Here is a 13,370-nt window from a genome sequence, read left to right as displayed (position 1 = left end):
GCTGACAGGCAAGACACAAGGAGCCCCGCCAGTCACTGGCGGGGCTCTTTGTGTTGGGAACTGGTCTCTTCTCGACCTGACCTCAGATATACAGCCACTGATCGCACTCAGGCCTTCAAGAGAGTTCCACTACTGAAGGCCAAGGCCGTCATGGCGGACATGCCGGCCTTTGTCATGCGTCCAGAATGTCCACCTGCAGCGACGCCTGCTTCGTCAGGACATCCCACCCGGGGCGATTGCTCATCATCGGTTTCTCTCAGCAGTGACGGATACTGCTGCGCCCACTCAGCCAACTCCTCAAGCCCTGTCGCAAGACTGACACTGGGGCGAAAGCCGGTCAGCGTCTCGAGTGTCGAGGTATCTGCCCAGGTACGCTCGACATCCCCTGGCTGCATCGGCAGCAGACGCTTGCGAGCCGGGACACCCAGCGCTGCCTCGAGGCCATTGATGAAATTCCCCAATGCGATGGGCTCGCCACGCCCGAGGTTCAGGACACGCGAGGGAGCGGCATTCACTTCCTGCGTCGGCGGCAGGTGCATAAGCCGGTAGATGCCCTCCACGATATCACTGACATGGGTGAAATCACGTGCCATCTGTCCATGGTTGTAGACATCGATCACCTCGTCGGCCAGCAGCTTGCGTGCGAAACGAAGTGGCGCCATGTCCGGGCGCCCGCGGGCGCCATAAACGGTAAAGAAGCGTAGCCCTGTCACCGGTAAACCATAGAGATGCGCGTAGCTGTAAGCCATCAATTCATTTGAGCGCTTCGTGGCAGCGTACAGCGAGAGCGGGCGTACACCCGCCTGGGATTCCTGCAGAGGCTGACGGGTATCATCCCCGTAAACGGAACTGCTGGAAGCATAGAGCAAATGGCTCGGAGCCGTGTCACGACAAGCCTCAAGAAGATTGACGAAGCCGACCAGGTTGCTGTCGACATAATCAAAAGGCTGAGTGATGGAGTGGCGCACCCCAGCCTGGGCCGCCAGATTGACGACGACATCAAACTCCGCTTCCTGCATCAATGTGCGAAGCACCTCACGTTCGACAAGATCCAGCTTGACGAAGCGAAAGCTGCCCAGCCGGCGTGCATTCCCGGGGGCAGCAACGCACTGCCCGGCAAGTGCTTCGAGACGTGTCAGGCGGTGCTGCTTCAGCGCCAACGGATAGTAGGGGTTGAGATTGTCGAGACCGACGACCTGCAGGCCTTCCTTCAAGAGTCGCTCACACAGAGCAGCACCAATGAAACCTGCAGCCCCAGTTACCAGTATTTTCATGCTCATCGTTTCTCCTGAGCGGTCATGACCAACGCCGTTGGTGCTGATGAGGGGCCGCCCAATGCCGCTGCGGGTACCGTCAATAATCGGTGGCGTCCCTGATGAAAGACCGGCGTGGCATTGGCTCCATCGTCTACTGCCGCCTGACACCAATCACGCATGCCGGCCAGAGGGCCTCGCGTGTCGGGTAGACGCAGACATTTGTCAGCCTCGATTATCAGCCAGCCATCGGGATGCGCTGTCTGCCAGGAATCCAGCTGACTCGAATCGCGCTTCAACTGCTTCAGCGGTTGGGTCAGTCGCCCCAGAAATTGCCAGGTTGCCTGATAGTCCCAGCCAACGACGGCCACCTCCTGGCCTTCCTGTTGATGGTGCTGAACCCATTGAGCCAGGGCAGTCTGATCCAGACGTGGCCATAACGGACGTAATGTCAGGGCCAGCAAGCAGGTCACCAGCAACACGCTACCCAGCGCCAGTCGCCGCTGAGCATTCAGCGCGCTATTGCCCAGTGACTCAGCGGCAGGTGTTTGAGCCGTGATGGAGCGTCTCGCCTCATCCACGGAAGGCCATAGCCATACCATCAAGGCCAGCAAGCTAGCTCCCGCCATGAGACACGCAAGGCTTGCGTTGCCCGAAGCCACCAGCGCTGCGTTGGTCGGCAGAAATGAGGCATCAGTCAGCCAGCCTGCGGGCATGACGATGACCGCCAACGCCAGGCTTGTCAGTCCCAGGCCACCGCTGATCATTGCCAGCAGTTTCAGCGATGTGCGAGCCGGAGGCTGGCGCAGAGCAGCCCAGGCCAGCAGCAGACTCACCGGTACCAGTAGCGGCATCAGATAATGCACTTGCTTGCCGGAGATAAGTGAAAAGACCAGCAGTGCGCCCAGTGCCCAGAAGCGTCCCAGCTTCAGCAAGGGATGCTCTGACGTTGGCCGCCGAGCAACCGAGGCCAGAAACCCCTCGATCAGCAATCGCGGGCGCAGGCTGAGCGGGAAGATCAACACCGCCAGCCACGGTAGATACCACCATGGCGGTCGAGCATGATCCTGCGCGGAGACGACGCGGTTTGCCGTCTGGCCCCAAAGCAGATCCTCGACATAGTCGGGAGGGCCTGTGATGACGGCGGGAAGCAACCAGATGCACAACACCGCGATGCTCAGCAGCAGGCTCAACACCCAACCGCGCCACTCACAGACCCACACCTCGCGGGCTTGTGCTTGCGTCCACCAGGGGCGCGAGCCGACCACCAACAGAAACCACAAGAGTGCGACCGGCCCTTTGGCCAGCAATGCCAACCCCAGCCACACACCACTCTCGAGCACGACGCTCAGGCTGAACGGCTGCCCTCCCTGTGGTGTACACCAGGGCCGCAACGCGCCTAGTAGACACGTCGTCAACAGCACATCGAACATCAAGGCCTGGCTATAGAGCACCCACATCAGACAACCGGCGAGCATCCAACGCACCATGCGTACCCAAAGTTCATGCCTCTGCCGTTCGGCATCGGCCAGGCTAGCGGCCGGCCACAGGGTGCGGGCGACACGCCCTATCTGCCAGATACCCAGCAGACTGACCAGCGGCATCACCAATCTTGGCCAGACATCATTGACTCCAAAGACCATCCATCCGGCGTGAATCAACCAGAACAACAGTACCGGCTTGTCAGCGTAGGCCGCCCCGTTCATGGTCGAGACGAACCCGCTGCCGGCATGCCACATCTCCCATGCCACCGAGACATAGCGAGTTTCATCGATGGGCAGATAGGGTCGTGCCAGCGCTGCTGACATCAGCAACACTCCCCATAGCGTCCAACATATTCGCTCGCTGGCATTCAGGTTGATCAACGAATGGGAGCCTCTTCCCACCAGGGATATCGCACATGAAAGTTGCTTCTGACACTTCATGGCTGAACCTCCGGCATCAGAGTATGGCGCTGGGGAAGTCCGATCAGCTGTGCCGCTTCATTCGAGACCGAGGTCGGCGCCAGATACATCGGCGCAGCATCGGGATTGCCCTGACATTTCACGGCCGCGCTGCCAGGTAGCAGTACCCATTGCTCATCAGGCTCATTCAATGTGATGGCCTGTGCGCCATCCAGACAGGCATGCCGCTTGAGCTTGCGGGGTGTCAACAAGACCCAGCGGTTCTGCGGGGCCTCCTTCAGCCATGCATAGAGGCGCGAGAATTGGTCTTCCTCCGGCGTCTTGTAACCGAAGTGCCACAATGGTTGGCGCGCCTGCAGGATGTATTGCTCACGAAAGTCGGGAATGGCCAATGCCTGGTAATCGCTCTTCTCGGCAACCTTCGCCATCAGTACGGCAGGATTGCGAACCGGGTCCATCAATCGTGCCCCCCAGGTGCCCCACAGACTCCAGAACACCACGAGCCAAATCCCCAAGGCCAACAAGCCGTTCCGTGGTTTCAGCCAGGTACAGAGCGTGATACCGCTGACACCCAGCAGCCCCCACCACCCCCACGGCACCACCCCCTCCTTTTCGGCAAGCGTCGCCAATGCCGGGTACCCGAAGACACCGAGCAGTGCCGCGATCAGGAAGATGCCTGCCAATCCGGCGCAAAGTGCAAACCCCAGCCAGGAGACATGAGGCTTACGTGACAACCCCGGCAACATGGGTGCCAGACCGATCACCAACAACGGCAGCGCCGGCAGGATATAGACTCCCCGCTTGCCTGGAGACAACGAGAAGAAGACCACCATCAATGCCGCACCCACCAGGGGCAGCCAGACTCGTAGATCGCGGCGCGAGAAGCGGCGAGCGAGTGCCTTCGGCCACGAGGGTAGCGTCAGCAGCAGCGGCATCCATGCCCAAGGAATCACACTGGTCAGGAAGTAATGCCAAGGCTTCAGATGATGCCAGCTGTCGGTGTATCGCTCAGCGGTCTGCTTGAGCAGGATGTTGTCGCGATAGGCGGCAAGCTCCGAATCGCCGGACACGAAGGACATTACCAGCATCGGCCCTACCCAGAGCAGCGGAGCCGCCAGCATCCAGCAGAGTCCGATCAACAGCTCGCGTGATGTCAGCTGCCCTGCGCGACGACCACTGCTGCGCCAAATCGATGCGTGACGCGCAGCCATCAGCCAGAAAGGCAACATCAGCAACGGCAGGAACCCGACCCCCTTGGTGAGGATGCCAAGTCCCATCGCAAAGCAGCCGAGATAGAAATAGCGCACGCCATCATTGAGCAATGCATGCCGCAACAATCCCCAGCTACCCAGCAGGATGAAAGCCGTGACCAGCATGTCGATCTGAGCCGTACGGGCCTGCAAGATGAACTGCACTGACGCGAGCAACCACAGCCCGGCAATGAAGGCTGTGTGCCGGCCATGCAGGCGGCGAATCAGGTCCACGCTCAGCCCCAGAGTCGCGGCTCCGGCCACCAGCGACGGCAGGGCAAAGCCGATGCGGATATCCCCTACCAAGCCAGTGGACAAGGCACTGAGCCACATGAAGATCGGCGGCTTGTCGGGATAAAGCTCTCCCGCGCGGTGTGGCAACCACCAGTCCCCCGTGATCCACATTTCGAGACCATTGAGCGCGAAGCGTGGCTCATCGGCAGGCCACGGCATACGCATGCCAAGCCCGATGGCAGAGACAGATAGATACAACGCCCCCAGGACCCACCAGGGATGGCGGGAAAGTCTTCGGTACACACCGCCAGCTGGCGTCATTGCCTTCATGCGCCTGTCCCTTGGTGCTGAACGGGATTGACATGGAGGTGTGCCACTTCAGTCTTGAGTCGGGCGTTTTCTATCTCCAGCGACGCGAGCCTGGCCTTCAGGGAGTCGTCAGTGCCCGATTCGCGATCTTCCGTCTTGCCACAAGCGTGTTCGACGACAGTGGCCTCCTGCGGTGCCTGAGACGACGCTTCGCTACCAGGCGACGTGAGTGACCGGCGATCCCGCTTGATCAAGCTCAGATTACGCAGATAGATGAAAAGCCCTGCCCCCTGACCGGCAATGAATACCGGATCCTCGCGGTGGATGGCATACGCAAGCAGCGTCATGCCACCGGCAAGCGAGAACCACCAGAAGGCACGAGGAACGATGGAACGACGTGCCTTCTCACTGGCCAGCCACTGAATGATGAAACGCGCCGAGAACAGCGCCTGGCCTCCAAAACCGACAGCGACCCACCACGGACTGACATCCATCAGCAGGCACCCCGCGCCACGTCGGCCTGGTCCGGGTTGCTGTCACCTGCTGCTGCATCGTGACCATCAGCTTGATATCTAGAGGGGGAGTCAAACAGGCTTGTTGGCGCGAATGCAGAAGGCGTCGACACGGGCGTCCCCACCAACGGCAGCGAACCATGGTCGATGGCCTCACTGGCAGCATGGCCAAAGATATTCTCGAGCGGTGACGGTAGACGCGAGCGACGCACAAGCCACATCACTCCGACGATATCGGCAATACCGACCCAGAGCCGATCGAAGAAGCCGTATTTGGATACTCCTGCCACTCGTTCGCGGTGACGGACTGCCAATGACTGCACCTTGCCACCCTGAGCGCGAACCAACGCCGGAAGAAAGCGATGCATGTGATCGAAATACGGCAGCCGAAGGAAGACGTCACGACGCATGACCTTGATTCCGCAGCCGGTATCTGGCGTGTCATCTTGCAGCAGCGCTTGTCGGATGGCATTGGCCAAGCGTGATGACACACGCTTGACGGCATCATCGCGGCGTTGCGTGCGATGACCAGCTACCAGGTCGAGCTTTTCGAGCGTTGCCAGTGACAACATGTCCGGCAAGTCCGCTGGATCATTCTGGCCATCACCATCCAGGGTCGCCAACCATCGACCGCGCGCCAGCCTGGCAGCCTGCCACAGCGAAGTACTCTGTCCGAAACTGGTGCCGTGGTGATAGGGGCGCAATCGTGCATCTTCCTGCGCAGCCTGCTTGAGCCAACTCCAACTGCCATCACTGGAACCATCATCCACCACGATGATCTCGTAGCGCTGCCCCGCAAGCGCCTCATGCACCTCGGCAATAAGGCCCGGCAAGTTGTCACGCTCATCACGAGCCGGTATCAACACCGAAACTCCTCCGCACAAGGGCCCCTCGCCCTGCGCCGAGGGGTGGTCTGGACCAGGCGATGTCATGGTGATCGCGGACTTCATGGAATAACTCCTGAGCAATGACTGGGCGTCGAGCAAGCCGGATAAATGTCAGATCCTGCAGCGATCGGAACCGGCAGGCTGCGCGTTTCTGGCAGAAAGTTTGCCCGCAAACTATTAAGGCAGGCTTAAGTGAAGCGCGGATGACAACCGCCAATGCAAGAAGCCCCCGTCGCGCTGGGCGACGGGGGCTTCAATGCAAAGACATCATTGAGTCGAAGACTCTCTTGATACGGCTATGACAGACGCTTCACTTCCCTTGCCAGTGATCCCGCCCCCACTGCCGACGCTGGTCGGGCGTGAGATACGACCAGGCGACGAAGCGGCTGACCTTCTGCCCCTGGGACATCTCGATCACCCTGACCTCGCTGGCGCCACTGAGCTTGAGGGCTTTCCTGATGCCGGTCAGGCTCGCCGAATGCGCGACCAGCGAGGTGAACCACAGGCACTGCGTGGCGACGTTGCGACTCTCCTGGATCATGCGGGTGACGAAGGCTTCTTCCCCGCCCGGACACCAGAGCTCGGCCGCCTGTCCCGCGAAATTCAGCGCTGGCACGTTGCGTGCACGCCCCTTGCGTGAGGCATTGCCGCGCTGCCGGCGCGACTTGTCGAGCCCGCGCCATTTGCGCTGCGATTCCCGCGCCATATCGGCTTCGCTGGCATGGAACGGCGGATTGCACAGCACCAGATCAAAACGCTCATCCGCGCCCCAGATACCAGCGAAGTGGCGCGTGCGATCAGTCTGCAGACGCACCTCGATCTGGCCCTTGAGCCGCAGATTGGCGCTCACAATCGCGCGAGCCGAGTCGATCGCCTGCGCGCTGATATCACTGCCGACCATCTGCCAGCCAAAGCTGCGATTGCCCAGCAGGGGGTAGATGAGGTTGGCGCCGGTGCCGATATCCAGCGCGCGCACGTGCTCACCCGCCGGCAGCTGACCGCCATTCGCCTCACTGATCAGGTCCGCCAGGTAATGCAGATAATCGGCACGCCCGGGGATGGGCGGACACAGATAGCCGGCGGGGATGTCCCAGTGGGCGATACCGTAATGGCGACTCAACAGGGCCCGATTGAGCGCCTTGACCGCCAGGGGATCGGCGAAGTCGATGGACTCGCTGCCAGCGGGTGTCTTGATCACGAAGGCCGCCAGTGCCGGGCTCGCCTTGACCAGCGCGGCCATGTCATAGCGCCCACGATGCGGGTTGCGGGGATGCAGCTGACCCTTGCGAGCCGGGGTCACCTTGATGGAAGGCGCCTTGTTGGAAGGCATCCTGTTGGAAGGCGCTTTAATGGAAGGCGCCTTGGCCGCGCCAGGCTTCTCGCGCGCGGCCGGATCACGACGGTCAGCCGCGGTGCCCTGCTGACGTCTGTCAGCCGAGTCGTGTCGGGAGGATGCGCCGGACTTGGCGAGGGAAGCACCGCGTGGGCGGCGCGAAGACGAGGACATGACGACATACCGGACAATGACAGGGGCCGCCATCTTACCAGAGGGCGCCGATCAACACAGACCGCTGCCGCTCAGGACGCTACCCATCAGGACAGGTCGCTGCCGATCAGCGCCGCGCGCGAGTTGGCGCGCTGATCGACCCGACGCGTCTGAGCGCGGCGGGCCGTGGCGCGCTCGATGCTCAGCGGACAATTGCTGCAATAGCCCAGGCACTCGATGCGATAACGCACGCAGCATACCTTGCGCGGCGTATGCCGTTCGCCGTGGCGGTCCATCACGTCGCTGACCGGCTGATAGAGCGGATTGCGCCGCCCGTCGGCCAGAATTCTGGTCGCCATCAGCTGACGTGCCGGCGCCGCCTGCGCGACCCAGCCCTGCTCTTCCAGCATGCCGACGATATAGACGAAGTAATGTGCCGCGTTGCTCCAGAAGACCTTGGGCCCCAGCGCAGTGTGCGGCACGAGGCGCTCGATGACGGCCTCAAGATGCGCCAGGTAGCCCTGAAAGCGCGCCTGGAGCCGCGTCGCCTCATCGGCCGACTCGATCTCCGCCGGGAGGCTTGCGCCCTGCCCCGCCGCATCATCGAGTATCAGCTGCGTGACCACGCCATGCTCGCCAAGGCGCAGCGAAAGATGCCGCAGCTCCAGTGGCAGTTGATGGTCCAGCAGCAGGTTGGCCGCCAGCGGCAGCGACACCATCGAGGACAACAGGTACTTGGACCACTGGGATAGCAGCGCCTGCTCATCGGGGGCGCTGTGGTGAGAGGCGGCGTTTGCCGGGCTGGCCTCGTACTGCATGCCATGCGCGGCGATGCACGCCGCCAGCCACCCGGGGCTGAGCACATCGCGCGCCGGCACGACACGCTGGAGCGACGCCTCATCATCTGCCTGCACCTGAGTGTAGGTAGTGATCAGGTCCCGATAGGCAACCATCGGACCGGCAAAGAGCGGGGAAAGCGCGTCGATCATCGGGAAGCTCGCAGACGTGAAGAAACAGACAGTGCCTCACATACTAACGAAAACTATTAGCATTTGCATATCAAAAAAGCATGATAAACCAGCAGGGCTTGCAACGGGGCTTCCAGCAGCCTGCGTCGGGCTCGTCGGCACCTCACAGCCTGCCGTCCCGACACAGCCGACGACGCACCCAGGCATCGTAGACTCGCGTCAGCGCCGGCTCGATCAGCGGCCGCGTGATCAGCCACCCCAGCCAGGCAAGACCGGGGATGCGCGCAAGCAGCAGGCGATACGCCGGCATGCCCTCACAGATCTGCCCTTGCGCTGTCTCGACATGCAACGACAGCAATGCCTGCTTAAGGCCGATGCCGCGAGCGGCGAGATGCTCGGCGTTATCCGTCGCATCCCACCACTCGACGTTGGCGTCTTGGCGCGACAGCCGCTCGTAGCGGGCGCGTTCACGACGACACACCGGGCAGCGCGCGTCGTAGTAGATCCTGATGAGTGGCAAACCGTCACGCTGAGGTCGCTGGCTGGCGATGTCCGACATGCTGGCCTCCCTCTTGTGATGAATGTGCGCAGTACGCGTTCCTCAATGAGCGTTCAGAGCGACATATGATCAGGACGCCGCGCCGATGCGATCGGAATACTCCTTGTCTTCATAGCGATGCAGCGGCGCGTCCTCGGCACAGTCCGGGCTGGTCTGGAAGGTCTTGCGCACATCGAGCACACCCAGGCTCTGGATGGTGCGGCGCCCCAGCAGCACCGGGTAATTCATGCCGTCACGATCGCGCAGACTGAACTGCTCCTCGTAGCGCTCGCCGCCCATGCACAGCGTCATCAGCACCACCGGGCGCGTATCGCGTCCGCCTGCGCCGGATACCGTCAGGTCGCGATACAGGGGGCGCTCGAAGGTGTTCTCGACCTTGTCACCCTTGGCTTCGTCCTCGACTTCCACATCGAAACGCACCCACTCCTCGTCATCACGCTCGAAGGTCTCGATATTCTCGGCATGCATCGAGGAGGTCAGTGCGCCGCTATCCAGCTTGGCCTTCACCATCACGCCCCACGGCTCGATGGTCGCCTTCTCCACCCAGCCGAAGACCTTGTCGTCTGCCGCCTGGGCCACGGCTGGCGCGGCGAGCGAGGCAATCAAGCCGACGCCGGCGAATTGACGGGCGGCGCGCGCAAGGGATGTAGCAGCGTATCTCGACATGGTGACTCCTGGGAAAAGTGGCGACATTGCAAGGGCAATGCCCGACATCCTTCACCATGGAGGCTTGCGGCAAGGTTAACAAGGCGTGAGAACACACCCTCGTCTGTCACCCTGTCAGGCGGAAGCAACGGGCGGTTGCGAGCAGGCGATGACCAGCCACCCTTGATATGGCGCGCTGCCCCCACCAGCTATCAAGGAGGGCCGCGCCACCAGCGTACTGCTATCAGCGTATTGCTATCGGCGCACGGCCATCTGCGACATCCACTCTACGGGGGTCACCATGCAAGATCTATTACGTGAGTCACTTTCCCACTGGAGCCTGCTGCTGTGCTGGCTGTTGCTGATGGTACCGGCGCTGATCTGGGTCGTGCGTGACCTGACCACGAAGAATGCTCACCTGGCCCCGATGATGAAGTGGGTGTGGGGGCTGACCACGCTCTACTCCGGTGTCGTGGGACTGCTGGTCTATCGTTTCGCCGGGCGGCGCCAGATCGCCGCCAACGGTGATGCCCGCAAGGGGCTGAGGAGCGTCGCGCACTGCTATTCGGGTTGCGGACTGGGGGAATTCGTCGGCGTCAGCCTGGCGGTGGGCCTGTTGGCCATGGGCAATATCTCCACCGCGATCATCACCTTCATCTTCGCTTACCTGTTCGGCTTCCTGCTGACGGTCGGCCCGATGCTGCAGGGCGGCAGTGATGACAAGCCGCAGGTGATTCGTGATGCCTTCAAGAGCGAGACGGCCTCCATCGTGGTGATGGAAGTGGTGGCGATTTCCGTGGACCTCTGGCTTGCGGGCGGTGCCGGCATGCACCAGCCGCTGTTCTGGAACTCGCTGATCATTTCCCTGAGCCTGGGGCTGCTCGCCGCCTGGCCCGTCAACGTCTGGCTGGTAAAGCATGGCGTCAAGGGTGGCATGGCGGACCCACGCGAGACGGACCCGCAAGCGCAGCACCATGCACATTGCTGAAGCGCGCGCACTGCTGAGACGCGCGTACTGTCGATACGTGCAGAGTGTCGATACGTGCAGAGTGTCGAGACATGAAAAAGCCCCGTCGGCATGCCGACGGGGCTTTTCTCTGACTGACCTCTCACACTGACATTCGCATCCCAGTCAGCGTGAAACCGTCAGTCGCATCACGTTCAAGACGCTGGCCTAGACGAACTCGCCGTTGTGATAGACCTGCTGCACGTCTTCACAATCATCCAGCAGCTCGAGCATCTTGTTGAGCAGCTCGGCATCATCGCCGCCGACTTCGGTATGGATCTGCGGAATGAAGCTGATCTCATCGACTTCGAAGTCGAGGTCTTCACCGTAGATGTCGGTCAGCGCACCCTTGGCCTTGAAGTACTCGGTCGTCGGCGCGAGAACCGTGATGATGCCTTCGTCGAGCTCGATATCACTGACATCGACGTCGGCTTCCATCAGCGCTTCCAGGACCTTTTCCTCGTCCTCTTCCGCGCCCTTGAAAGCCAGGATGGCGCGGTGGTCGAACATGTGCGACACCGAACCCTGCGCGCCCAGCTTGCCCTTGCCCTTGTTGAAGCAGGTGCGGACTTCGCCGAAGGTGCGGTTGTTGTTGTCGGTCAGACAATCAACGATGACCATGACGTTGCCCGGACCAAAGCCTTCATAGCGCGCCAGAGCGAAGTCTTCGCCGCCGGTGCCCTTGGCCTTGTCGATCGCCTTGTCGATGACGTGAGTCGGCACCTGGTCCTTCTTGGCCTTCTCGATGAGACGACGCAGGCTCAGGTTGCCGTTGGGGTCGAGGCCACCGCTCTTGGCCGAGACGTAAATCTCGCGCCCGTAACGTGAATACACGCGTGCCTTGTTGAGAGAGGTACGCGCCATTGATTCTTTACGGTTCTGGAATGCTCTTCCCATGCAAGTCGACTCTTGTCCGCCTGAATTCAAATGCCCTTGCGACCATGTCGCGGGACCTGAAGCAGCATCGGCCTCCTGGCCGACACCGCAACGCTGTGACGAATAGTAACGCAGACAACGCCGTACGTCGCCATCCCTGCCGGGTCTTGCGCGTTGAGCGCAGCGCACCACGACGGGCAAGGTGACTCATGCATGCGGCTGACCGTCACAGACAGTTGGTCGGTTTGGGCAGCCCGGCGATGCGCGCGCCCACCTTGGGCGGGCTGTCCGGGAACAGCCGCATCAGATGCAGCGAGCGGCCCTTGTCGGGACCAAACCGCTGGGTCATCGCCTTGCTCAGCGGGCGCATGGCCGGCGAGAGCGAGAAGCGCTGATAGAAGTCGCGCAACACCTCGATCACCTCCCAGTGCTCCGGCGTCAGTTCACGCCCCTCCTCGGCGGCCAGCATTTCCGCCAGCGCCGGGCTCCAGTCATCCAGATCGACCAGATAACCTTCCGCATCCAGTCCGATATCACGCCCATCAAGCGTCAGTGTGCGCACCGTTTCACTACTGGCCATACAGATCCTGATTCACGTCTTGCATGAAAATTGAAAGGGAGAAGCGCCTGGCGCCTCAGAACCAGCTGACGGTCTTGTCGGCGGCCTCGGTCAAGGCGACGAAACCGTCGACGTCGACCACGATGACGTTCTCCGCGCAGCGCCCCAGCAGGCCGCGGGACTCGAGGTCTTCGCGCAACGCGAACAGCCGCCCCTCAAGCCCGGCAAGGTGCTGCTCGGCGTTGTCGAGGGCGCCATTGACGCCATCCTCGATCAACAGCAGCTGATCTTCCGGGCCCATGGCATTGAGCACATCATCATGGATGCGGCTGGAGAATGGCGAACGATTGAGTAGATGTAGATTCATGCAATTATCCAGGCAAGGGAAGCTGGGACTGCCACTGGCCATCAATCAAGAGATATCAATGACATGGCATCAGGAAACTGATGCGAGCATATCAGTCGCCAGCGTTGGCGGCAGTGACGTGTCAGAAGCTCAGCACGCGCGAGAACGCGGTGGTCAGCGCGACCACCTCGTCGTGCTCGAGCAGCGTGACCGGCAACAGCGTGACATCCTGCGCTGTCAGGCCCCGTGCGCGCAGCGCCGCCGCATCGACGTAGCAGCGCTCGACGTCATACATCTCAAGCGCCGCCAGCAGGTTGTCACTGCCCTTCTGCCCCAGCGGCCCGACCTGCTGCCCTTCCAGCAGCGCCATCACGCCATCGCCGGTGAACAGCAGCCCGACCTCGCGCCCGAAGGCGGCCGCGACCATCGCCGCCTCCAGCCCCTCGCGCAGCCAGCTGCTGCCATGCGGGCCATGGCGCAGCATGACCAGCAGATCACCGGCGGCCATCCCGGCGTCATCGCCTGCCAGGGGCGCCGTCATCACATCGCTCATGGTCTGCTCCTCACTCGATAAGT

At 61.7% G+C, this 13,370-nt stretch carries 14 protein-coding genes; 1 reads left to right on the top strand and 13 read right to left on the bottom strand.

Features of this window, described 5'->3' with window-relative positions:
* Positions 1–107: 107 nt before the first annotated feature.
* From R1T44_RS07950 to rloA3, 9 genes are all read right to left on the bottom strand, one after another.
* Complete coding sequence (locus R1T44_RS07950; RefSeq protein WP_225347849.1) at positions 108–1,274, bottom strand: NAD-dependent epimerase/dehydratase family protein; 1,167 nt, start codon at positions 1,272–1,274, stop codon at positions 108–110.
* Positions 1,275–1,276: 2 nt separating this feature from the next.
* Positions 1,277–3,061 (bottom strand): ArnT family glycosyltransferase, encoded by a 1,785-nt coding sequence (locus R1T44_RS07945; RefSeq protein WP_317292833.1) that lies wholly within the window; start codon positions 3,059–3,061, stop codon positions 1,277–1,279.
* A 113-nt stretch (positions 3,062–3,174) separates the two neighbouring features.
* Positions 3,175–4,866: an ArnT family glycosyltransferase gene (locus R1T44_RS07940; RefSeq protein ID WP_225347847.1), complete on the bottom strand. Its 1,692-nt coding sequence runs from the start codon at positions 4,864–4,866 to the stop codon at positions 3,175–3,177.
* A 101-nt stretch (positions 4,867–4,967) separates the two neighbouring features.
* Positions 4,968–5,444, bottom strand: coding sequence for a lipid-A-disaccharide synthase N-terminal domain-containing protein (locus R1T44_RS07935; protein ID WP_225347846.1), 477 nt, complete (start codon positions 5,442–5,444; stop codon positions 4,968–4,970).
* Positions 5,444–6,412 (bottom strand): glycosyltransferase family 2 protein, encoded by a 969-nt coding sequence (locus R1T44_RS07930; protein WP_317292832.1) that lies wholly within the window; start codon positions 6,410–6,412, stop codon positions 5,444–5,446. Before R1T44_RS07930 ends, R1T44_RS07935 begins: the two co-directional genes overlap by 1 nt.
* 247 nt (positions 6,413–6,659) lie before the next feature.
* Positions 6,660–7,856 carry a 23S rRNA (adenine(1618)-N(6))-methyltransferase RlmF gene (gene rlmF, locus R1T44_RS07925; protein WP_225347844.1) on the bottom strand — a complete coding sequence of 399 codons (1,197 nt, stop codon included), beginning with the start codon at positions 7,854–7,856 and terminating at the stop codon, positions 6,660–6,662.
* Between the two features lie 86 nt (positions 7,857–7,942).
* Positions 7,943–8,824, bottom strand: coding sequence for a siderophore-iron reductase FhuF (gene fhuF, locus R1T44_RS07920; protein ID WP_225347843.1), 882 nt, complete (start codon positions 8,822–8,824; stop codon positions 7,943–7,945).
* A gap of 142 nt (positions 8,825–8,966) precedes the next feature.
* Complete coding sequence (locus R1T44_RS07915; protein WP_225347842.1) at positions 8,967–9,362, bottom strand: thiol-disulfide oxidoreductase DCC family protein; 396 nt, start codon at positions 9,360–9,362, stop codon at positions 8,967–8,969.
* 69 nt (positions 9,363–9,431) lie between these two features.
* Entirely contained in the window at positions 9,432–10,028 is a 597-nt protein-coding gene (rloA3, locus tag R1T44_RS07910) for a retropepsin-like aspartic peptidase RloA3 (protein ID WP_225347841.1), read from the bottom strand.
* Positions 10,029–10,308: 280 nt separating this feature from the next.
* Here rloA3 and R1T44_RS07905 point away from each other — a divergent pair, with 280 nt between their 5' ends.
* Positions 10,309–10,995, top strand: a complete 687-nt coding sequence (locus R1T44_RS07905) for a DUF4396 domain-containing protein (protein ID WP_153635435.1) — start codon at positions 10,309–10,311, stop codon at positions 10,993–10,995.
* Positions 10,996–11,181: 186 nt separating this feature from the next.
* Here the strand turns inward: R1T44_RS07905 and R1T44_RS07900 are convergent, their stop codons facing one another.
* The 4 genes from R1T44_RS07900 to tusC all read right to left on the bottom strand — a co-directional run bounded on the left by R1T44_RS07900 (position 11,182) and on the right by tusC (position 13,347).
* Positions 11,182–11,910, bottom strand: a complete 729-nt coding sequence (locus tag R1T44_RS07900; protein WP_054557332.1) for a YebC/PmpR family DNA-binding transcriptional regulator — start codon at positions 11,908–11,910, stop codon at positions 11,182–11,184.
* A 205-nt stretch (positions 11,911–12,115) separates the two neighbouring features.
* Complete coding sequence (locus tag R1T44_RS07895; protein WP_166019546.1) at positions 12,116–12,469, bottom strand: TusE/DsrC/DsvC family sulfur relay protein; 354 nt, start codon at positions 12,467–12,469, stop codon at positions 12,116–12,118.
* A gap of 55 nt (positions 12,470–12,524) precedes the next feature.
* Complete coding sequence (gene tusB / locus R1T44_RS07890) at positions 12,525–12,815, bottom strand: sulfurtransferase complex subunit TusB (protein ID WP_043335056.1); 291 nt, start codon at positions 12,813–12,815, stop codon at positions 12,525–12,527.
* Between the two features lie 121 nt (positions 12,816–12,936).
* Positions 12,937–13,347: a sulfurtransferase complex subunit TusC gene (tusC, locus tag R1T44_RS07885; protein WP_225347840.1), complete on the bottom strand. Its 411-nt coding sequence runs from the start codon at positions 13,345–13,347 to the stop codon at positions 12,937–12,939.
* Positions 13,348–13,370 lie beyond the last annotated feature (23 nt).

The organism is Cobetia amphilecti (assembly GCF_032923285.1).
GTDB lineage: Bacteria > Pseudomonadota > Gammaproteobacteria > Pseudomonadales > Halomonadaceae > Cobetia > Cobetia amphilecti.
This window is presented reverse-complemented; position numbering and strand designations above follow the sequence as displayed.

Excerpts from the sequence above, each read along its gene's own strand:
- R1T44_RS07950 (WP_225347849.1), bottom strand. The coding sequence starts at position 1,274 with ATGAAAATACTGGTAACTGGGGCTGCAGGTTTCATTGGTGCTGCTCTG.
- R1T44_RS07905 (WP_153635435.1), top strand. The coding sequence starts at position 10,309 with ATGCAAGATCTATTACGTGAGTCACTTTCCCACTGGAGCCTGCTGCTG.
- fhuF (WP_225347843.1), bottom strand. The coding sequence starts at position 8,824 with ATGATCGACGCGCTTTCCCCGCTCTTTGCCGGTCCGATGGTTGCCTAT.
- rlmF (WP_225347844.1), bottom strand. The coding sequence starts at position 7,856 with ATGTCCTCGTCTTCGCGCCGCCCACGCGGTGCTTCCCTCGCCAAGTCC.
- R1T44_RS07900 (WP_054557332.1), bottom strand. The coding sequence starts at position 11,910 with ATGGGAAGAGCATTCCAGAACCGTAAAGAATCAATGGCGCGTACCTCT.
- R1T44_RS07940 (WP_225347847.1), bottom strand. The coding sequence starts at position 4,866 with ATGCGTATGCCGTGGCCTGCCGATGAGCCACGCTTCGCGCTCAATGGT.
- R1T44_RS07930 (WP_317292832.1), bottom strand. The coding sequence starts at position 6,412 with ATGAAGTCCGCGATCACCATGACATCGCCTGGTCCAGACCACCCCTCG.
- rloA3 (WP_225347841.1), bottom strand. The coding sequence starts at position 10,028 with ATGTCGAGATACGCTGCTACATCCCTTGCGCGCGCCGCCCGTCAATTC.
- R1T44_RS07895 (WP_166019546.1), bottom strand. The coding sequence starts at position 12,469 with ATGGCCAGTAGTGAAACGGTGCGCACACTGACGCTTGATGGGCGTGAT.
- R1T44_RS07915 (WP_225347842.1), bottom strand. The coding sequence starts at position 9,362 with ATGTCGGACATCGCCAGCCAGCGACCTCAGCGTGACGGTTTGCCACTC.
- tusB (WP_043335056.1), bottom strand. The coding sequence starts at position 12,815 with ATGAATCTACATCTACTCAATCGTTCGCCATTCTCCAGCCGCATCCAT.
- tusC (WP_225347840.1), bottom strand. The coding sequence starts at position 13,347 with ATGAGCGATGTGATGACGGCGCCCCTGGCAGGCGATGACGCCGGGATG.
- R1T44_RS07945 (WP_317292833.1), bottom strand. The coding sequence starts at position 3,061 with ATGTCAGCAGCGCTGGCACGACCCTATCTGCCCATCGATGAAACTCGC.
- R1T44_RS07935 (WP_225347846.1), bottom strand. The coding sequence starts at position 5,444 with ATGGATGTCAGTCCGTGGTGGGTCGCTGTCGGTTTTGGAGGCCAGGCG.